Here is a 19,710-nt window from a genome sequence, read left to right as displayed (position 1 = left end):
CGGAGAGAGCCGGACGGCCACTCCTGGGAAGCCACGGTCGGCAAGAACCCGTCAGCCACATCCGGCCCTCCCGGGCCACCTAACAACTTACGGAGAACCAGTGAGAGACAGAGACGTCGTATCGGCCATGCTGTCCGACGACGAAAGCCGCAACGTTCTAAGCCGGGTGATCCTTCCCGCATGGACCAAAGGCGCTGCCCGCCAGGCCCGGCCGGTCGTCGTGATCGTCGGCGGCCAGCCGGGCGCAGGGAAGACCCAAGTCGCAGACCTCGTACAGGCGGTGCTGGACCGACGCGGCGGCGCGGTGCGGATCGGCAGTGACCTGTACAAGGCCGCCCACCAGCACTACGCCGAGCTCCTGGCCGTCGATGTCCGCACGGCCGGCGTCAAAGTCCGGCCGGACACTCGCCGCTGGCAGGCCGCCGTCGAGGAGTACGTCCGCAGCCACGGGTTCGACGCAGTGGTGGAGTCGGCCCTGGCCGATTCCACCGAGTTCCGTACATCTGCCGGTGCGTACCGGCAGGCCGGCTCCCGCGTCGAGGTGGTGGCGGTGGCGACGGCGGAGGCGTGGAGCCAGCTCGGCATCCTGGACCGCTTTCTGTCCGAGGCGATCGACGGCGGCGGTCGGTACGTGTCGTGGGAGAACCACGACACGTGCGCGAAGCAGATGCTTGCGACGCTCGCGGTCATCGAGGCCGAACAGTTGGCGGACCGCATCACCGTCGTACGCCGCGACGGCACGGTGCTGTACGACAACGAGCTCATGGACGGAACGTGGCGGCGTCGGCCGGCGGCCGAGAAAGCGGTGGCGTACGAGCGGTCGCGGCCCTGGTCCGCTCGGGAGACGGCCGTCTTCTGCCGGGAGCTGGCCCGGACCGACCAGCGTCTGCACCGTGAACTGGCCTGTGCGGACCGGTGCCTGGCCGTCCAGCGGGATGCCGAGCGCGCTGCCGCCCTCGCGGAACCAGTACGCCGCCTAGCCCAGCCGCGACGGCAGGCGCCGGGCGTGGACTACCACCGGCTGTCAGCCGACGAACATCGCTGGGTCTTCGACGAGCTGATCGCCCCGTCCTATCTGAACGGCATCATCAGCCGGGACGACCCGCGGGCCGTCTACGTACTGGGCCAGCCGGGAGCAGGGAAGCTGCTGGCGGCCAGGATGGTCAGGCGGGCCATGCGGCCGGGGACGGTCCACCTGGTGGGCGACGACTTCAAGGCGTCGCATCCGGACTACTTCCAGCTGCTGAGGGACGATCCCCGCAACGCGGGCGCGGCGATCCGGGCGGACTACCGGGCCTGGTTCGCCGAGGCCGAGGCGTACGTGCGGGTCCGGCGCGGTGACGTGCTCATCGAGGGCGCGCCGGGCAGCGTGAAGGAGTTCCTCGGCAGTGCGCTGCCGTTCGCGACCGGCGGCTATCCGGTCGAGCTGGTGGTCCTGGCCGTGCGGGAGGCCGACAGCCGGCTGGCGACGGCGCTGCGGTATGCCCGTGCCCTGCAGATCGGGGGCAACGGCCGGTTCACCTCCCGAGCGGGGCACGACCAGTGCTTCCGCGCTCTGGCCGACGTCGTGGAGCTCGCGCAGACGCATCCGGCGATCACGGCCGTGACGGTAATCCGGCGGGACGGCGAGGCCCTGCTGCGCCACGAGGCCGGCGGCGGCGCGCCGGTGTCGTGGGCGCTGGCGGCGGAGCGTCAGCGGCCCTACACCGACCAGGAGGCCGCCCAGTTCCTCCGGCTCCATCACGCGCTGCGCCTGGCGCTGCCCCAGCACCGCCGCGAGTTGGACGAGATCGCCGCGCTGGCACGACCGTTGATGCCCGCGCGGGTGCAGCCGGCCCGGATCGACCGGCCGCACCCGCCCGTCTGGCCGCTCCCCCTGCTGAGGACGGCCCCGGGCTACGACTCGTTGAGTTCCTTCAGCCGCGCGGCGTAGAGGGCAGCGATCCGGGCCGTCTCCTGCGGGTCGGCAGTTCCCAGCCGCTGCTGGTCGTCCAGCGCGGCCTGCCGGCCTACCTTCAGCTCCTCGACCCGGTCCTCGTCGGGCACCGGGGAGCGACGCTCAGTGGCGAGCTGGGTGTTATACCAGGTCACCACGTCCCGGACGATGTCCGCCGCCTGCAGTTCATCGCCGCCTTCCAGCTGGGAGAAGTCGCGGTTGGGGGTGTCGGACACGGCAGTACCACCTTTGTGTTGATCTTGATTTGAATCCTCCCCTCCCTGAAGCTGAAGGGAGGGGATTCCTGGCTCAGGCTCCCTTCGGGAGCGGCGCTCCCGGAGGTCTTACGCCCTCGGCACCAGCCGGGGTGAGACCAGCCCGGACGAGCATCACGCGGGCGGAGTTCTTGTCTCTCGGGGAGACGGCTCCGCACGCGGTGCAGGTGTAGGTACGCTCCGAAAGAGGAAGTGCGTGCTTGATTCTCGCTCCGCACGACGCGCAGTCCATGGTGGTGTGCGCGGGATGCACCAGGCGCACGTCGCGCCCGTGTTTGCGGCCCATCTCGATCAGGGCCGTCTTCGTGGCGCCGATCGTCGCGTCAGCGGCCTTGCGGGCCATGGTGGTCTTCGCGAGGAACTTCGGCCGGAAGTCCTCGACCGCGATCGCGTCGTGGTCGCGCACGACCTTCTTCGCCCACTTACGGGCGGTGTCCTGCCGCTGCCGGGCGATCTTCGCGTAGAGCTTGGCGCGCCGCTTCTTCGCCTCACGGTGGCCCTTTGTCGATGCCTGCCCCTTCTTCGGCCTGCGGCGCGCCACCATCCGGTCGTACCGGCTCAGCTTCGCCTGAGCCTTGCGCCCGTACTGCGGGTGCGGGAGGTCGTGGGCGTCAGAGGTGGTGGTGGCGGTCTCCTTGACGCCCCAGTCCACCCCGAGGACAGCGCCGGTCGCGGGCAGCGGCTGTGTCCCGATGGCGACGACGAACGAGCAGTACCAGTGCCCCACCGCGTCCCGGTACACGCGCACTGAGGAGGGCACTGCCGGAAGTTCACGGGACCACACCACCGTCAGCACGATCCCACCCGCGAGGTGGAGGCGGCCGTCCTTGAGCCGGAAGCCGCGCTGCGTGTAATTCAACGTGGGCAGAGTTTCGCGCTTCTTCTTGAACTGCGGCATCCCGGCCCGCCGGTGCATGGGCAGCCGGTCCTTGATGTCCTTCTGTGCCTTGGAGCGGGACGTGGCGAAGTCCCGGATGATCTGCTGCTGCGGAACAGACGCGCCCTCACGCAGCCACGGCGTCCTGGCGCGGGCTTCGGTCAGCATCTTGTCGAGCTGGGCCGGACCGCACGTCAGCTTGTCCTCGGGACGCGCCCGATTGCGGGCGTGCACGGCACGGGACTTGGCAACGCATTCGTTCCACACCCACCGGCAGCGGTCCCACTCCGCGAGCAGCGCGGTTCGGGCGGTCGACGACACCCGCAGGTGGTAGGTGTACCGGGCGTGCCCGGACCCCTGCTCGGCCACCGCTGTCGTCTTCATGATCCGGAAGCTAACACCCGCCACTGACAACGGAAGAGAGTTCAGGTCGGAACAGATGCGAGGAGAATTCCGCCGCTTCGCGGCTCCGGCCGAGGACCCACTCCCCCCTTCAGGACGGGGCATCCTGGGAGAAGTCAGGTGAAACGGCTAGTGTCTCGTTGGCCGATTCCGGTGGCCCAGTGCCGCGACGCGCCACGATCGGCGGGCGGAGCTCCTGCGCACGTCACAGCATCCAGGGGATGCTTCCCTCAAGGGAGCTCGCTCCGGCATAGGTTGGACCCAGGTGATCATCGTTTCTCGGGGGTTGGGCGTGGCAGGTCGGGATCTCAGGGCGTTGTTCAGTACGAATGACCGCGGCCTGTCGACGGCGGAGGCGTTCACGAACCGCCAGTTTCAGTGGGAGTTGGTGGGTGCCGCGCTCGCCGAGCACCTGCGGCGCACCGCTGACCCCGCTTTCGAGGCCGAGGACCTCGAGGCCCCGCGTGACAACCTGCAGGTGTTCCATGGAGTCGGCGGCATCGGCAAGACGACGCTGTCCCGCAAGCTGGAGGCCGCGCTGGCCGGTGCTGAGCACCGGCCAGCCCAGTGGGGGGAGCCCACCTGGTCCGGTGAGCGGATCCTGCCCGTACGCATCGACCTGGCCCGCTCCGCTGGCACCGACTTCGAGCAGGTCGTGCTGACGATCCGGGCCGCGCTGGCAGAGCTCGGCCGGCCGCTGCCCGCTTTCGACTTGGCGCTCCGGCGCTACTGGGAGCAGCAGCACCCGGGCGAGCCTTTGGAGGAGTACCTGCGCCGCGGCGGGCTGGCCGGCCGGTTCGGCAAGGCGATGCCGCAGCAGATGCAGTCCGTGCTCGCGGACGTCGCCCAGGCGCTGCTGCTACCGGGTACCGTCGGCACGGCGGTCGGTGCGGTGACCGGCTCCCTCGTGCGGGCGCTGCGGGAACGGCGCCAGACCGTGCGGGCGCTCGCCGGATGCGCGCGGCTGGCGGACCTGCTGGAAGCTGAGCCGGACCTGGAGGCTCTTTCCTTCTACCCGCACCTGCTGGCCTGGGAGCTGGCGCAGGTCCCGGCGGACAAGAAGGTGACGCCGGTGATCCTGCTGGACACCTTCGAGGACGTCGGGGACCGCACCCACCGGGACATGGAGCGCCTGCTGCAGCGGGTGGTGTGGCTCATGCCCAATGCCTTCTTCGTCGTCACCGGCCGCTCCCGCCTGCAGTGGGCCGACTCCGCTCTCCAGGGCCAACTCGACTACACCGGGCCTGCCGCCTGGCCCGGCCTGGTCGCGCACGACATCCCAGCTGCCCGGACCACATCCGCGCTCGCCGGCCGCGGCCGCAGGCGGCAGGTGCTGATCGGCGACTTCTCCCCCGAGGACTGCGACGACTACCTCGCCCGCCGGCTCGCCCGGGACGGCCAGCCGCTCATCAAAGCTGAGATCCGCCAGGTCATCACCGACCGGTCCCATGGCCTGCCGCTCTACCTTGACCTGTCGGTGATGCGGTTCCTGGACATCCGCCGTACGGGCCGCGACCCACAGCCGGCCGACTTCGACCACGACTTCCCGGCCCTGATCGCCCGCACCTTGTCCGACCTCACACCGGATGAGCGTCACGTCCTGCGCTCCATCGCGCTGCTGGACGCCTTCGACCTCGCCCTGGCCACTCGGGCTGCCGGCATGACCCACGAGGCGCCGGCGATGCGCCTGATCGAGCGTCCTTTCGTCCGAGAGCAGCCCTTCGGATTGTGGCCGTACCACCTGCACGGCCTCATCCGCTCCACCGTCCGAGGCGCTGACGACCAGGCCGACGACCGCTGGTCCGCGCGCGACTGGCAGCAGGCCGCCGAACGGGCCCTCGAAGCGCTCGGCGGGCAGTGGGCCGCCGGCTCCGGGCGGGACCGGGTGCTGTTGGTCGGGTGTCTGCGCCAAGGCCTCGCCCTTGCCCGCGACTTCCGGCTCGACCTTGACTGGCTCGCCAGCGCGGCATGGAGCTACGTCAGCGACTCCGTGTGGGAGCCCATCGCCCCACCCGCCCGGCCAGACACTGAGAGGTCGCAGACCGCGGCCGACGCCCTGGTCGAACTGCTCAGCGCGCTCGCCCGCCGCCAGCACGAGCACCGCACCGTCACCGCCGACCGGCTCACCACCGTCGTCAACACCGGGCTGCTCCCCACCGACCTGCACGAGATGGCCGTCTACTACCTCGCCAAGGCCCAGCGCGACATCGGCCGCTCCGAAGACTCCCGGCAAGGAATGCAGCTCGTCGCCGACGGCGGCGGCCGCCTCGCCCCCGCCGCCCGGCGCGGCCTGGCCCACCTCGCCCGCCTCGCCGGCGACTTCCCCACCGCATACGACACCGCCCGCACTCTCGGCTGGGAAGGCCGCCAGCATCGCGTCGAAGGCGACATCCTCTGGCCCCACGGCGACATGGAACGCGCGGCCGCCGCATACGAAGCCGCCCGCGCTGAGGCCGAACAGCACAATGTCGCCGGCGAACGCGCCACCAGCCAGGCCCAGCGCGCCTTCGTCCTGGCCTTCACAAACCCCGACGCCGCCGACGACGAACTCCACCTTGCCGCACAGCTGCTGACGGGGCTCGACCTGCGCGCCACCACCCTCACCACGAAGATCGCCGCCCTCGTCCGAGACGCCGGGGCAATCAGCAGCCTCGAGCCCGTACGCCTGCTCCGCGCCGAGATCAGCAACGCCGGCCTGACAGCTGCGGAAGCCGCGCTAGAACTGGCCGTGTGCTTCCACCAAGCCGTCCGAAACGACCACGACAAGCTCAGCGCTGCGATCTCACGGCTGCGCGACCTCACTCGCGGCCGCGACTACGCGTACTACGTCGACATCGCCCACTTCATGGCCGACCGCTCTCTCAGCGGTGACTCCGCAGCGCGGTGGCTGGACGGCGAGCAGCCCACCCGCAGCCGCTGGCGGACGGTGGTCACCGCACGGCGCGCGTACCTGCGCAACGCGCGCTGAGCATGAAGCCGGCGGCCGTCTCCCGTAGAGACGGCCCCGGTTCTGCGACATGCGCCGGCATCTGGACGTGACGCGGTCAGGTGGGATTCAGCGGGGTGATGCCCGTTCCCGCGTACAACTCGGGCTCAAGTGACAAAACCGTGAGCGGCTCGCCCGCCTTGACCGCCTGCCAGGCGATCGCCGCGGCGTGAGCCACCGGCCACTCCACATTCCTCCAGGCCATCGCATCGACGGCGTGCGCTGTGCTGAAGGGGACGTTCTCCGCGAACCGCAGCGACGCGGCGTGTTTGCCCGCTCCTGCAACCTGACGCTCGGCAGCCAGGACCGACAGCGAGGGAACGAGGACGCGTCCGGTGCCGCGGGAGGCTTCGATGTACAGGCCGGTGAAGAACGGGTCCGCCCGATAGAGGGCGGTCAAAGCGGTGTGGTCCAGTACTGCCGTCAGATTCACGCGGCAGCGCTGCCCTGATGGGCGCGGATCTTCGCCCAGGCGTCTTGGCCGGCCCGCTCGACCTGCTCGGTGTACTCGACGCCGAGCTCGGCAGCGGCCTCGAGGGCGCGCTGCTCCCTCTCGGCAGCCGTGAGCTCACGGGTGGCGAGCTCCTGCAGCAGCTCCGTGATGGTGGTGCCGCGCTCGTCCGCGAGGATCCGCAGCCTGTCGCGCACTTCTTCGCTGGTCTTGATGCTCGTCGGCTTACCCATACAGGCGATTCTACCGCCGGTAGAAACCATCGGTGCGCCCTTCTCAGGCCCTGCGCCCCTGCCGGCCGGCCTGCAAGCGGCTCTGCAGGGCGATGCTCACCCAGCACCGGCGTGCCCGTCGATTCCCGAGGCGGACAGGGGGAAGGGACCTCGGGTGGGGATGCGGAATAATCGCCCTATGGCTTCGCAGTCCTCCCCCGCTATTCCGCCCGCTGCCGAGGTGCTGCACGCCCGGTATGCGGGGCGCTTGCCCGCGTCCCTGGAGGATCTTGCCGGGCCCGCGCACGGCCGGGTGGAGCTGCCCCTGCACATCGCCTGGTCAGGGCTGCGCGCCTACGACCTGGACCGGCCCCGGCAGTGCATGAGCCTGTACCGCACGGTGCTGGCCGAGGGCCAGCACGACGACCTGCTCCGCCTGCTCGACCACCAGCTGCTCCTCGCCCAGTGGCCGGTGCTGCGCACCCTGGTCAGCCGGCACATCCGCCGCGCGTGGGAGGACGCCTTCCCCACCCTCGCCGACGCCGGACGGACATCCGCGGCGGCGTGAACCTCAGCGACCTGCACCGCCGTCTCCTGGCCGACGTCCTCGCCATCGGCACGCCTTACCCGCTGGTGATCACCGGCGGGTACGCCGTCCAGGCCCACGGGCTGGTCAACCGGCTCAGCCAGGACCTGGACGTCGCCACCGAGAACCCTGCCCCCATGGCCGACATCACCCGGGACCTTGAGCACGGTCTGACCGAGAGGGGCTGGACGGTCACCGTCATCAGCGCCGACCCGCTCTCCGCCCGCCTGGTGGCCGCCGATGCCGCCACCGGCGAGGAATGCGAGATCGACATCCTCAAAGAGAACCTCTGGGCACCGCCGGCCCACACCGAGTACGGGCCCGTCCTCGCCCTCGACGACGTCATCGGCACCAAAGTCCGCGCCCTGGCCGACCGGGGAGCCGTCCGGGACCTCATCGACGTGCACGCCGCCGCCCGCCACCGCACCACCAGCGAGCTCGAGCAGCTCGGCGAGCGCCACGGCCGCGGCGAATTCACCCTCCAGGACCTGTACGACCGCCTCACCGGCACCGAGTGGTACGACGACGAGGAATTCACCGCCTACGGCCTCACCGACCAGCAGACCGCCGACCTCAGAACCTGGGCCCAGCACTGGGCCGGCGACCTCGAGCAGCGCCTCGGCGCCGGCGAAGACGGCTGCGACACCTGACGTGCACGCGCCCTCAGCCATGAGGCATGGAAGGATTCGCGTCTTCATCGACCAAGGCGGCGGGCTCGAGGACCGCGCAGGCGGTGTCGCAAAGCCTCAGCCTCAGCCACCGGTGGCCCGACCGAGGCGCTACGCCGGCGGAGAGCAGCCGCAGTTGGTCGACCCGCAGCTTGACCGGGGCCGACAGGTGCGGCGACAGGGCTGCGAACACCTGTACGTTCTGCTGCCGCCGCGGCCGGGCGCCAGGCTGCAGGCGTGCCGGCGTCCGGGACGTCGGCTGTGGCCAGCAGCCCTATCAGGGCAACGCTTTCGACCCGGGTGAGGAACACATCCTGGTCGACGGTGTGCATGCGCTGGCGGAGCCGGCGGGCAAAGACGCTGCCGGCCAGGCGCGTGCGCATCAGCTCGCCGGCGAGTCGTTCCCCCGCGGCAAACGGATCGGCCGCCATCCGCGGCCCCCTCCCGTGGCGGGTGCAGTCAGAAGCTGTGTCACATCCTCCCTTCGCAGGTCACGGCATCGTCAGCGCCGTGGTGACTCTGCTGGCCGTTCGGTTCCGCGTCGTTGGACGGGCATCCGAACGGCAGTGGAGGACCCAACGCGACGTTTGAGGAGCGGGAGTGGGAGCTGCGGAAGCCACACGTCGAACTGGTCCGTCCCCGTGCCGCGTACCGAGCTTGCCACTGACCCCAGACACGCGTAGCCACCCCCGGCCGGGTGCCCCGTACGGGTGTTGCGGTGGCGTCGGGGGTGCTCAGGTGAGGTCGACGAGGGAGGGCGCCGGATCAGCCTCCAGGTCGTACTCCTCGAACTCCCACAGCACGATCTTCGCGTCCTTGGGCACGCGGTACACGAACTTCATATCGTCCTTGAAGCCGGGCTGCAGCTCGGCATTGCACTCGGGGTTCCCCGGAACATAGTCCAGGTCCTCGATCGTGTCGAAACGCCGGTCCTGGTCATCGATCAACGCATTGACGATGGGAAGCGAGCACGTGAGGTCCATGCTGGCCTTGGTCTCGTTGCGGACGACGGTCTCTAGGATCACGTACTTGGCGTCGGCGCCAGCCTGTTTGACGGCACCGTCGAAGGTGATGCTGTTGGCCTCCCGGACCTTCTTGATCGTGACGACGGTGCCCCGATTGCGCGCCTCCTCCCCGACCTTGAACTCGGCCTCGGTAGGCGCCTGAGTGTCGGCGCCGCCGCCGGTTGCTCCTCCTGCCGCGAGGACCTTGTCGCCCGCCTCGTCAACGGCTTGCGACCACTGTTCGTCTGTGAGGTTCGCGCAGGAGTCGGGCCGGGAGTCGGGGGTGTCGGCGCCGTTGACCTGGTCGATCATCAGGTCGAAGACGGCGTCTGCACATTCTTTGCTGATGCCGGCTTCGGTGGCGGCCGCTTCACTTGTGCTTGGTGCGGCGGCCGGCTTGCTGTCGTTGCTGCTGCCGCATGCGGCGAGGCTGGCAACGAGCAGCGCAGCGGCGACGATGGACCGGGCGTACATGCGTCCCCCTCGTTCGTGAAGTACTGGCCATCATGCGTCTTGTGGTGATGTCGCAGGAGACATGTGGCGAAGTCGTGATGTCGTGCGGTTGGCAGGGGACGGATCTCCAGGCGGCTGCCGCGAGGGTGTCTGGGACCGCCTCGGTGCGTCGGAGCTGCCGGGCCAGGCGGCGGTCACCGGAACATGAGGGTGAACGCCCACTGGATGTGGGCTTCGGCGTGGGACATGAGGCGTTCGTAGTCCCTTGCGTTGCGCCTCGCCCGCATCGTCCACGAATTCGACCGCTCCACCACCCACCTCTTGGGTAGCACCACGTACAACGTCTACCTCGAGTACACCGACGACGCCAAAGACTCCGTGCCGAAGTACATCNTGGACAACCCCGCCCACGAACAGCAGCAGCGACACCGCCGAGGACTTCTGTGACCGCCATCGACGATCTCACCCGACTGTGTCCGCCCCCCGCCGACGTCCCCCAAGCGGACTGGCCGGCCATCGAGACCACGCTCGGCATGCGGCTGCCGCACGACTACAAACAGCTGGCCGACACATACGGGCCCGGGGCCTTCTGCGACTTCATCCGCATCTACCACCCCCGCGCCGCAACCGCATGGGTCGACCTCCACGGCCCCACTCCCCCGGACCTGCGCCGCCAGCTGCAGCAGGATCAACAGCGCGGCATCCACCCCGCCACGCATGATCCGCGCGACCTCTTCGCCATCGGGGTGACCGACAACGGCAACCACCTCTTCTGGATCACCACACCGAACAGCGAGCCCGACGTCTGGCGCATCACCGTCAACGAAGCCCGCGGCCCCGGCCGGTACACCTTCGACGGCACCCTCACCCAGTTCCGCGTCTCAGTGATGGGCAACCAGACACAGGTGCCCCTGTTCCCGCGTGGCCTCCTCGACGACGGCATCACCTTCACCCCTGCCACACCGACACCCCGGCGCGCCGAGCCCCGCCCCGCCGGCGAAAGCATCGACGTCCAAGCCGTCCGCGCATGGGCCCGCGACAACGGCTACAACCTGCCCGACCGCGGCCGCATCCCCATCGAGATCATCCAGGCATGGAAAGGCGCCCACCCCTCATAGCCGACTGCGCAGCGAAGAACGTGACCGAACACCGCGAGATCATCAGCCTCACGCCGGATCCGCCCCACGGGGCCCCGTGCACCTGGAGAGGAACACATCCTGGTCGACAGCGTGCATACGCTGGCGGAGCCGGGCAAAGACGCTCTCGGCCAGGCGCGTGCCCATCAGCTCGCCGGCGAGTCGTTCTCCCGCGGCAAACGGATCGGCCGCCATCCGCGGCCCTCTCCCGTAGCCGGTGCAGACAGGGCACGAAGCGCATGCGGCACTCGAGAGCGTCGGCCGCGAAGTCACGCTGAACCTAGCGTCTGGACCGTGCCCACCACCCCGCTGAAGGTGCCAGCCGAATTGGAGGACGCCCGGCAGCCGCCATGCCCGAGGCCCTGCCACGCCGCCTGATACTCGGCTACGCCCCGCCGCTTGGGATCGTCCTGGATCCCTTCGGCGGCACCGGTACCACCGCGGCGGCGGCCAAGGCGCTTGGGCGCGTCGGCATCAGCGCCGACATCTCACCCGCGTACATCCGACTCGCCGCCTGGCGCAGCACATCCCTCCCGGACACCGTCCGCCGCCGTGCCGCCTCCCGCCGCTGAGGCGGCACCAACCTCATGCGACAGCACAGTTAAGAGGTGCAGGCGAGCTGGTCCGTCACCGTCCCCGCGGCCGTCGACGGCGCTGCTTTGCGCTCGCGGTGCGGCAGCGGGGCGGAGCGGCTGTGCCCGGAGGTGTCCTGGGCGGTGATCTGGGTGACGTGGTCGCGGAAGCCGGGGTCGGGCAGGGGCAGGTCGAGGTCGTCGTCGACGTAGCTGACGGCGGCGGCCACGTAGTCCAGGGCGCGGCGTACGGGGTCGGGCAGTGTGGTGTCGTGGCCTTGCAGGGCGCGTAGGACGCGCAGGATGGTGGGGACTTCGGCTCCGGAGATCTCGGGGGCCGCCGTGGTGGTGGGGGTGCTGACCTGGGTGTGCCACCAGTCGGCTTGGCGGGTGTCGCCGAGGGCGAGGTGGCGGAGGTAGAGGCAGTAGCCGGCGGCGGGGTCTCCGGCGCCGGCGGCGTACTGCCACCAGGGGGCGGCCCTGCGAACCCGCTAGCGTAGCTCTTCATCACAGGTAGTACGTGCAGGTGGCACCGACGGTTGCTGCAGTCCGAGGATCATCTGGAGTCGATGAACCCGGGTGGCAGCGGTTGGGCGGGGGTTTCCGAGCTCGGCCGCTTGCGGGCTATTGAATGGGTGAGGGGCTGGTCCACCACCCGACGGGACGGCGGAACTGTTCGCCGGCCTTGGCCAGCAACACGGTCAGTTCGTCGCACCGGTATGAGCCCAGCTCTTTCTCGACCGTGCTCTCGAGATCTTTCCACAGCGTGCGGTTGTCCTGGCTGCTGGCACCCTTGATTGAGTCGTCGTGCACGAAGGCCACGACACGCCCGCCGCGCGTGGTGTAACGACCGACGGCTTCGGAGTTGGGCGGGATCTCGAGCTTGTCGTCCGGGACGATGACGCCCACCTGCTGGTGATCCAGGTCGAAGCAGACGACATGCGCGGTCTCGCCGGCCTCGAGGGTGCCGAACACGTAGGAGCCCGTTTGTCGCGAAGAGCGGAGCTTGCCGCGACTGGCCACCTCGGCCTCGACGAACACCGGCTTCTTCTCCAACTCGGCGCAGATGTCGAGTGTGAGCGGGTAGCCGAGCCCGTCGCGCTCTTCGAGTTCCAGTTCGCAGTGCTCGCCGCCTCCGGGGAGCTCGGAGCGGTCTGCCGTGGAGGCATTCGGCTGGTCGGCGGTGCCGCAGGCGGTCGCGCCGAGGGCCAGAGTGAGCACGCAGGCCAGGCCTGCGAGCCTCCTCGTGGCTTGGCGGTTCACGGGGTGTACGGAACTTCTTCCAGGTCGTCGGGCGTGGGTGCCCGCATGCGACGCCGGTGGCGTCGAGGGGTCTTGTGCCGTCGCATCACGGTGTGCGGCTGCGTGCGATGGCAGAGGTGCGACTGCTCCGCCAGTGGAAGATCTCACCGAACCCTCCCTCACCTTTCGAATTCTGTGGAGTTCTGCATCTGCGGCTACTACTTGGAGTGGATGATGGGGTTCCGGGATTCGCTCAATCTCATGACGGTTGCCAGCGAATGAGGAAGATGTTCATTTCTCCCGTGCGTTTTACGTTGACCACTTCGAAGTGTCCGATCGTGTCGTTAGCTTTGACACAGTATCGGTTGCCTGCGGCGAGCTCGTGACGGAAGATCTGCTGTTTTGTGGCGATGTCCGAGCAGGCGCTGGGGCCGGGAATCGGGTCGCCGCTGGGCACGACCCCCAGGGACACATTTCTATGACCTGGCGTGATGTAGGGATCGACGCCGGAATTGCTCTGAACATCCAGGTCGTTTACACCAACGAAGCTATTCGGGTCGCCTGTTCGGTCGATGGTGAATGAACCACTGGTGGAGCTGTATTCGGCGTTCCAGGTCACGAGGTAGCCGTCCTCCTCCGGCGGTGGGGGTGCGCTGGCCGGAGTGGTGGGCGATTCTGGCGCGGTCTCGGGATCGTCGGGATCTGTTGTGGGGGTGGTGTCTGTGGTGGGCTGGCTGGTGGGTGATGGGGTGTTCTGGGGGGTGGGTGTCGCGGGCGGGGATGCCGGTGCTTGGGGTTTGCCGGGGTTGCCGCCGGTGGAGGCGGTTGTGGTGTCGGGTTCGGTGATGCGGTAGATCAGGAAGCCGCCCAGGGCGAGTGCCACGATCGCGGCCGCGGCCACGACCTTGGTGGTGGTGTGGCTCTTTTTCTTTGGGGCTTGCGGGGCGGTGCCGGGCGGCAACGCTGCGGCCGATGGGGGTTGTGGGGTGACAACGCCCAGGTCAGGGACAGGCGAGGGGGGTGCGGGGGTGGCGTTCGGGCGAGGGGCGGGCTGGGCCTGTGACGCGCCGAGCGCGTCGAGCTGGGCGGTGAGCCCGTCCCGCCGGGCGCAGAGGTCTGCGCGGCGGAGCTCGAGTTGCCGGAGCTGTTCTTCGAGGTGCTGTTCCTGTGCGGGGTCGGGTGCGTGTCCGTCGTGGACGGTCTGGCGGTAGCGGTCGCGTTCGGTGATGAGGCCTTGCATCTGATGGTGAACGCTGCCGAGCTTGGCGATGAGTTCCTCACGCTGTTGGGTGAGGTCGAACACCGTCCACATGCGGTGGTGGACGGCGTCGCTGCCGGATTGCGCCAGCCGCTGAAGCAGGTGTCCGTAGGCGCGGTGGGTGTCGTGGAGGACGTCCGGGGTGACGTTGGTGCGGTTTTGTGCTTCCTGGATGAGGAGGGTGAGGTATTCGAGCGGCGGGACACGGGGGTCTTCGTCGAGTTCGTAGTTGCGGATCGTGGTCTTGTTGACGTTCAGCAACTCGGCGCATTCCTGCAGGCTCATGCCTGTCTGGGAACGCAGGTCTGCCAGCCGGCGGGCGAACTCTCTTCTTTCTTCCTCGAGGCTTCGAGCTGGCTGGGGCAGGTTCTCGTCGTGGTGTTCGGTCACTTTTGTTGTCTCCCGTCGACGCCGGTGTTGCACCGTGTCGAGTCGTGTCTGGTTGTTTGTTGTTCTTCTGCAACCCGGGCGGTTCCAGGGATGGTCGTTCCTGTCAGCCCGTCAGCGAAGTGCATGCACGCGATGCTTCTCTTCGTTTACGGGGTTTGTCTTTCCGCTCTCTGTCAGGCGCCGGGCGCGAGGGCGAGAGGATTCTTTTCGGGAGACGCCAATGAACAACAGCACTGACCCGCAGCCGGCCGTCATCGTGGTGCTGCTCGCACTCGTCGGCATCGTCACCGGCTACGCCGCCTACACCAGCCCTCAGCTCGCGAACGCTCTCGTGGCTGCTGCGGCCATGGCCGGCCTCGCATGGGCCGTCTTCACCAGCCGATAACCCCACCGAGCGTGTGCCGGAGGCTGTGTCCCGCCACATCACACCGGTCGGCGGGACACAGCCCGCGCCGCGCGGCCCTTTCCCGGCATCACGTACATGTGCACATCTCCCCCCGACAGGCGTGAATGCGGCCAGCGCCGCCCCCACGGCAGCCGGACTCAGCCGGCACACGACGTCACAGGGTCGCTGCCGACTCACACAAAGCTAGCCATCCTGCCCGCCCAGAGAGGCGGAAACCGGCTAAAGACCCCCACTTCTTGTCATGAGCGGATCTAAACACCGGTTCTGGATCTCGGCCGGCCCTCTCTGGCCCATCCCCGCGATCAGCGGCGTAGCGGAAGCTGGTTGGCGGGTGCCGGCTACTGCCACCGGTAGGGCGTGATGCTGGGGTCGTAGGAGCAGGTGACCATGGTGCCGTTGGTGGCTTTGAGGGTGCGGCCGCGGTCGGCGTTGGGGCAGAACTGGCCGTCGACGACCGGGTGGCCGTTGGAGGTGCAGGCGTAGCCCTGCTTGCCGTCCGGGCAGGTGACCATCGAGCCGCTGACGGGCGGCTTCGTCGTGGTCCTGACGGGTGCGGGGGTGTTCGGTTTCGCGGGCGCAGGGGTGTACGCCGGCTCCGTCCGCACGGCGGGCTTGGGAGGTGCGGGAGCGGCCGTCGTGCGCGGGGTCGCGGGCTTGGGTGGGGTGTAGGCGGGGTCGTTCTTCTGGTGGAGGTAGCCGTGGTGGCTGGTCTCGCAGTCGCTGACCGTCTTTGCGAGCTTGACGACCACCGTGGCACCCGGCGCGAGGGCGGCGCCGTGGTCGGGGGTGGTCTTGCACACCCGCCATCCGTCGTGATCGGCGGGAAGGGTGACGTCCTTGTGCAGCGCGGCAGTAGAGATGTGCGATGGGGGGACGTTCCGGCCGGCGAACTCTGTGAGGGCCTGCCGGTAGGTCTGGCCGTGCACGATCGGCACGGTCGGTGTCGGACGTGCCGACGCCGACGGTGATGATGTGGCCTCAGCGGTGGCGGTGCCCGACGAGGCAGCCGCCGGGATGGCCTTGGCTTTCCCATCGGCCGACGAGCCGTCCTCGCACCCTGCAAGGACGACGATGCCGGCGACAGCCGCGGAGACGATGCCGAGAGACTTCCGCACGATAAGTGCACTCCCCTTTCCCGAAATGGTTCGCACGACACAGCACGCGGCAAGCGTCGCCTGCACACGCAGCGGCCAGAGGACAACTGGCTTCGAGGCACTGAGGATGGACCTGGCGCCACGATTGCGTGTGCTCTGATGACGTCCCAGACATCACTGGCCACGAGCCCGGTTACATCCGGCGGCCGGGTTCACCCGCACGAGCGACCAACCAGCGCGGTGCCGCGCAGCCGAGCATCCTCACAGCGCAGGCCTTGGCCCGCTGGACCGGCGCCCTGGGGCTCACCGCTGCCCGCGGGGTCCGTCTACTTGGCGGCGGGCTCGTAGCTGACGGTCGTCTCAGGGCAGCGGGCGGCGATCTCGTTCAGCGCCGCCCGCTCGGCCCGGTCGACGGTCAGGCTCCAGCGCAGCTTCGTCGCCGTCCAGTCCGCGGCATAGGCGCAGTGCGCGGACTCGGCCGGCGGCAGCCAGTCCGCGGGGTCCTTGGCGCCCTTGGAGCGGTTGGTCTTCGCCGTCACCGCCACCAGCGACCGATCCGCATCCAGGTCGTTGGCGTAGGCCTCGCGCCGCTCGGCCGCCCACTCCCACGCCCCGGACGACCACGCCTCCTCCAGGGGAACCATGTGGTCCACGTCCAGCTTCGACGGATCCGTAACCGTGGCCCCGTGTCGGGTAGCCCCGTGTCCTCTCGGACGCCGGGGCCCCCTCAGAACCGGACGTGCGACTTTCATCGCATCCGGCTCAAGCAGGCCACTAGGACTGCGCATTCGTCACCTTCTCTGGATTGCGATGGTAGTCACGGGCGTGGTGCTGCCGATGACATTCGGCATGGATGAGTACGAGGTTGGTCGTGCTATTTGAGCCCCCACGGCTTCGGTAAACCAGGTGATGCCTGTGGATCGTCCGGGACTTGGCCTGGAACCAGTTGGCCCACTCCCGGACGGAATCCGGTTCATAACCGGCTCCGTCGATCAAGTCCTGCCCACATAGCGGGCACAGGCCCTTTTGTCGTGCTGCTAGGTAGACGTTCGCTCCGTCGACCTGCGGATGCACGCGCTTTCGGGTCCGGCTGGCCCAGTACTCTTCGAGGCTCGGGTCATCTTTGGACGCCGTTCCCTTGACAGGGGTATGCCTCGTGATGTTGGTCCAGGCGAACTTACACAGGTACTTCCCGGTCTCCTTGTCCCCGAAGATCCATCGATCCTTCCTCGTTGGGTAGAGGAACTGCCCCCAGTACTTGTCCATAATCCACTGCTTGGACTTTCTTGGATGACGCCTCACGGCCCACCTCCACATGCGCTTCCACACGTAGTTGTCCAGGGACGAGAAGATCTCCGAGGAGACCGCGCCCCTGTAGTAGGTGGACCAACCCTTGATCACCGGATTGAGGCGTTTAACAACCTCTTCGGTCGGGGCCTGGCACAGGGATCGTGCCGTTTCCCTTACCGTCTCGGTGATCCGCTCTACGGCTTCCTTGCTCGGCTTGATCAGCGTCTTTCCCGAGTACTTTCTGACGTTGAACCCCAGGAAATCGAATCCTTCGTCGAGGTGGACCACCTTGGTCTTTTCCTCGTTGAAGGTGAGTCCCTTCGGCCCGAGCCATTCAGTAAGCCTCTTCTTGACGTTCCACGCGTCCTCTTCCGTCCTGCAGAACACGACGAAATCGTCTGCGTACCTGATCGTGCGAGGCGACCGCAGGCGTTCATTGCGGCCAGCGTCAGGGCGACAGCCGGCTGCTTCTTCCATGCCGTGCAGGGCCACGTTAAGCAGCAGGGGGCTGATCACTCCACCTTGAGGCGTGCCCGCCTCCGTTGGGGCGAACCTCCCCCTGTCCATGACTCCTGCCTTGAGCCACCGCCGGATTGCCTCCCTGGCTGGGAAGTCTCCGATGGCCTCCAAGAGCCGATCATGGTTGATGCGGTCGAAGGCGCTCGCCAGATCGGCATCGAGCACCCATGCCCGCCTGGCTTGGCGGGATGAGGTGATCCGGAAGATCTGCTCGATCGCGTCGTGGCAGCTTCGTCCAGGCCTGAAGCCGTAGCTCCCTGCCTCGAAGCGCGCCTCCCATTCAGGTTCGAGTGCGTTCTTCACTCTCGCCTGTTGCACGCGGTCTCTGATGATAGGCACGGCGGCTTCATACTGCCCCTCCTGCTGTGATGGTTCGGGTCTTCGGGGTGAGGTGCCCGGATTCGGCGATGCGCCGCAGGCAGGCGGTCTCGGTCTCTTCGTCCCAGGGGACGCACCAGCGTCCGCTCGGAGTCTTGCGGGCGGCCAGATGGCNGGCACGGCGGCTTCATACTGCCCCTCCTGCTGTGATGGTTCGGGTCTTCGGGGTGAGGTGCCCGGATTCGGCGATGCGCCGCAGGCAGGCGGTCTCGGTCTCTTCGTCCCAGGGGACGCACCAGCGTCCGCTCGGAGTCTTGCGGGCGGCCAGATGGCCATGGGTGATCCAGTAGTAGACCGCGTCAGCCGCGACGCCCAGGCGGCGGGCCACCTCCTTGACCGCGATCTCCCCGTCCCGGAACGGGACCGTGAACGGGGAGGGGATCTTGTGGACGTGGCGGACCCAGCGCACCGCGGCCGCGTCGAACGGGCGGCCGGAGCCGGTGGTGATGCCGGCCGCCGCCAGTTCGCTCACGATCTCGGCGTCGCGAAGCTGCGGACCGAGCCGGCTGATCAGCGTGAGCGCCTCCGACGGGGTCCGCCGAGCCTCCGGCGCGGGCTTGGGCCGCGCCAGAGCGACCTCCTCGCTCGCCCCGGTGTGCCAGCGCAAGCCGACACGGGCTCGCCATCGGTCGGTCTCCGGCAGCAGCGTCACGTCCGAAACGAGCGTCCTGAGCAGGCGTTTTTTGTCCTTGTCCCGGGTGTCGGCTGCGTGCCAGAGGCGGGGCAGATCGGTGGCCAGAGCCAGCAGGCCGTCCCGTTCGGGCAGCGACGGGCGGGACTCCCGCGCCGTCGTGAGAGCCGCCTCGGCCTCGGCCAGGGCAGTGAGCCTGGCCTCCCACCGGCTCTCCAGCGTCTGGGCGACGAGCCGGTTTCCGGGATCGACTGCGGTGAAGGCACGCTCGGCGCGGTCCGCCTCGTAGCGGGCGCGTTCCACCGCCAGCACGGCGGCCCGGTGCGAGCGGGTGTGCCGGGCGGTGACCTCGTCCGCGGCGGCCAGCGCGACGGTGATCTGTTCACCGGTGAGCTGGGCCAGCAGTCGTGCGGCCACAGCATCATCGACGACGTCCGCCCTGATGGACCGGCAGGTCGGCGTGCCCTGGTGGTCCGCCTTGGATCCGGAGCACTCGTAGGCCGCCTGCCCGCTGCGGTGGNGGTGTGCCGGGCGGTGACCTCGTCCGCGGCGGCCAGCGCGACGGTGATCTGTTCACCGGTGAGCTGGGCCAGCAGTCGTGCGGCCACAGCATCATCGACGACGTCCGCCCTGATGGACCGGCAGGTCGGCGTGCCCTGGTGGTCCGCCTTGGATCCGGAGCACTCGTAGGCCGCCTGCCCGCTGCGGTGGTAGCGGGTGGTCATCGGGCGCCCGCACGAGCCGCAGCCGATGATGTGTCGGCGGTCACGTAATTCCCCACGATCTGCATGATCAGCGCCACGTAATTCCCCACCCGCGTGTTCACGATTCCCCACCGGGGCGCCGAACATCGACGGTGCCGCCGACCATGCTCGAACTGGCGTGATGTTCCCTGTTTCGGGTGGTTTGATCATTGATTGGTCATTCCTTGCGTATCGGCCGGG

The 19,710-nt window shown here is 68.7% G+C and carries 18 protein-coding genes and 3 pseudogenes; 7 read left to right on the top strand and 14 right to left on the bottom strand.

Annotated features, from left to right (window positions below):
• Window positions 1-100: 100 nt before the first annotated feature.
• Window positions 101-1,933 carry a zeta toxin family protein gene (locus QCN29_RS35045; protein ID WP_279933251.1) on the top strand — a complete coding sequence of 611 codons (1,833 nt, stop codon included), beginning with the start codon at window positions 101-103 and terminating at the stop codon, window positions 1,931-1,933.
• Here the strand turns inward: QCN29_RS35045 and QCN29_RS35040 are convergent.
• Window positions 1,897-2,172: a hypothetical protein gene (locus QCN29_RS35040; protein WP_279933250.1), complete on the bottom strand. Its 276-nt coding sequence runs from the start codon at window positions 2,170-2,172 to the stop codon at window positions 1,897-1,899. The two genes, QCN29_RS35045 and QCN29_RS35040, sit on opposite strands and share 37 nt — an antisense overlap.
• Before the next feature lie 73 nt (window positions 2,173-2,245).
• The gene (locus QCN29_RS35035) at window positions 2,246-3,472 is read right to left on the bottom strand and encodes an RNA-guided endonuclease InsQ/TnpB family protein (protein WP_279933248.1); all 1,227 of its coding nucleotides are present in this window, start codon (window positions 3,470-3,472) and stop codon (window positions 2,246-2,248) included.
• A 310-nt stretch (window positions 3,473-3,782) separates the two neighbouring features.
• On the opposite strand from QCN29_RS35035, the gene QCN29_RS35030 reads away from it, so the two are divergent.
• Window positions 3,783-6,458, top strand: coding sequence for an ATP/GTP-binding protein (locus QCN29_RS35030; protein ID WP_279933246.1), 2,676 nt, complete (start codon window positions 3,783-3,785; stop codon window positions 6,456-6,458).
• Window positions 6,459-6,534: 76 nt separating this feature from the next.
• Here the strand turns inward: QCN29_RS35030 and QCN29_RS35025 are convergent, their stop codons facing one another.
• Window positions 6,535-6,909 (bottom strand): PIN domain-containing protein, encoded by a 375-nt coding sequence (locus tag QCN29_RS35025; protein ID WP_279933244.1) that lies wholly within the window; start codon window positions 6,907-6,909, stop codon window positions 6,535-6,537.
• Window positions 6,906-7,160 (bottom strand): hypothetical protein, encoded by a 255-nt coding sequence (locus tag QCN29_RS35020; protein ID WP_279933243.1) that lies wholly within the window; start codon window positions 7,158-7,160, stop codon window positions 6,906-6,908. The genes QCN29_RS35025 and QCN29_RS35020 overlap by 4 nt, the downstream gene beginning before the upstream one ends.
• 178 nt (window positions 7,161-7,338) lie before the next feature.
• Here QCN29_RS35020 and QCN29_RS35015 point away from each other — a divergent pair, with 178 nt between their 5' ends.
• Together QCN29_RS35015 and QCN29_RS35010 are read left to right on the top strand one after the other, a co-directional pair.
• Window positions 7,339-7,707 carry a hypothetical protein gene (locus tag QCN29_RS35015; protein ID WP_279933241.1) on the top strand — a complete coding sequence of 123 codons (369 nt, stop codon included), beginning with the start codon at window positions 7,339-7,341 and terminating at the stop codon, window positions 7,705-7,707.
• Window positions 7,704-8,375, top strand: coding sequence for a nucleotidyl transferase AbiEii/AbiGii toxin family protein (locus QCN29_RS35010; protein WP_279933240.1), 672 nt, complete (start codon window positions 7,704-7,706; stop codon window positions 8,373-8,375). Before QCN29_RS35015 ends, QCN29_RS35010 begins: the two co-directional genes overlap by 4 nt.
• 752 nt (window positions 8,376-9,127) lie before the next feature.
• Here the strand turns inward: QCN29_RS35010 and QCN29_RS35005 are convergent.
• Entirely contained in the window at window positions 9,128-9,871 is a 744-nt protein-coding gene (locus tag QCN29_RS35005; RefSeq protein WP_279933238.1) for a DUF4352 domain-containing protein, read from the bottom strand.
• Between the two features lie 194 nt (window positions 9,872-10,065).
• Window positions 10,066-10,188 (bottom strand): annotated as a pseudogene (locus tag QCN29_RS35000) (IS5-like element IS4811 family transposase); the annotation flags it as partial.
• Between the two features lie 105 nt (window positions 10,189-10,293).
• On the opposite strand from QCN29_RS35000, the gene QCN29_RS34995 reads away from it, so the two are divergent.
• A complete protein-coding gene (locus tag QCN29_RS34995; protein WP_279933236.1) occupies window positions 10,294-10,968 on the top strand; it encodes an Lsr2 family DNA-binding protein in 675 nt (224 codons plus the stop codon).
• Window positions 10,969-11,336: 368 nt separating this feature from the next.
• Window positions 11,337-11,558, top strand: coding sequence for a DNA methyltransferase (locus QCN29_RS34990; RefSeq protein ID WP_279933235.1), 222 nt, complete (start codon window positions 11,337-11,339; stop codon window positions 11,556-11,558).
• A 29-nt stretch (window positions 11,559-11,587) separates the two neighbouring features.
• Here QCN29_RS34990 and QCN29_RS34985 read toward each other — a convergent pair whose 3' ends face one another.
• The 3 genes from QCN29_RS34985 to QCN29_RS34975 form a co-directional block, all read right to left on the bottom strand.
• Complete coding sequence (locus QCN29_RS34985) at window positions 11,588-11,788, bottom strand: hypothetical protein (RefSeq protein ID WP_279933233.1); 201 nt, start codon at window positions 11,786-11,788, stop codon at window positions 11,588-11,590.
• Between the two features lie 394 nt (window positions 11,789-12,182).
• Window positions 12,183-12,779, bottom strand: a complete 597-nt coding sequence (locus QCN29_RS34980; RefSeq protein WP_279933231.1) for a hypothetical protein — start codon at window positions 12,777-12,779, stop codon at window positions 12,183-12,185.
• 280 nt (window positions 12,780-13,059) lie between these two features.
• Window positions 13,060-14,448, bottom strand: a complete 1,389-nt coding sequence (locus tag QCN29_RS34975) for a helix-turn-helix domain-containing protein (RefSeq protein WP_279933230.1) — start codon at window positions 14,446-14,448, stop codon at window positions 13,060-13,062.
• A gap of 220 nt (window positions 14,449-14,668) precedes the next feature.
• Here QCN29_RS34975 and QCN29_RS34970 point away from each other — a divergent pair, with 220 nt between their 5' ends.
• On the top strand, window positions 14,669-14,833 hold the full coding sequence (locus tag QCN29_RS34970) for a hypothetical protein (RefSeq protein ID WP_279933228.1): 165 nt from the start codon (window positions 14,669-14,671) through the stop codon (window positions 14,831-14,833).
• Between the two features lie 359 nt (window positions 14,834-15,192).
• Here QCN29_RS34970 and QCN29_RS34965 read toward each other — a convergent pair whose 3' ends face one another.
• The 5 genes and pseudogenes from QCN29_RS34965 to QCN29_RS37270 all read right to left on the bottom strand — a co-directional run.
• The gene (locus QCN29_RS34965) at window positions 15,193-15,969 is read right to left on the bottom strand and encodes a hypothetical protein (protein WP_279933227.1); all 777 of its coding nucleotides are present in this window, start codon (window positions 15,967-15,969) and stop codon (window positions 15,193-15,195) included.
• A gap of 305 nt (window positions 15,970-16,274) precedes the next feature.
• Window positions 16,275-16,625: pseudogene (locus QCN29_RS34960) on the bottom strand (HNH endonuclease family protein); the annotation flags it as partial.
• 97 nt (window positions 16,626-16,722) lie between these two features.
• Entirely contained in the window at window positions 16,723-18,096 is a 1,374-nt protein-coding gene (gene ltrA / locus QCN29_RS34955; protein ID WP_279933226.1) for a group II intron reverse transcriptase/maturase, read from the bottom strand.
• A 166-nt stretch (window positions 18,097-18,262) separates the two neighbouring features.
• A complete protein-coding gene (locus QCN29_RS34950) occupies window positions 18,263-19,183 on the bottom strand; it encodes a MerR family transcriptional regulator (protein WP_279933225.1) in 921 nt (306 codons plus the stop codon).
• A 188-nt stretch (window positions 19,184-19,371) separates the two neighbouring features.
• Window positions 19,372-19,617, bottom strand: a pseudogene (locus QCN29_RS37270) (zinc ribbon domain-containing protein); the annotation flags it as partial.
• Window positions 19,618-19,710 lie beyond the last annotated feature (93 nt).

The organism is Streptomyces chengmaiensis (assembly GCF_029846775.1).
GTDB classification, from domain to species: Bacteria; Actinomycetota; Actinomycetes; order Streptomycetales; family Streptomycetaceae; genus Streptomyces; species Streptomyces chengmaiensis.
This window is presented reverse-complemented; position numbering and strand designations above follow the sequence as displayed.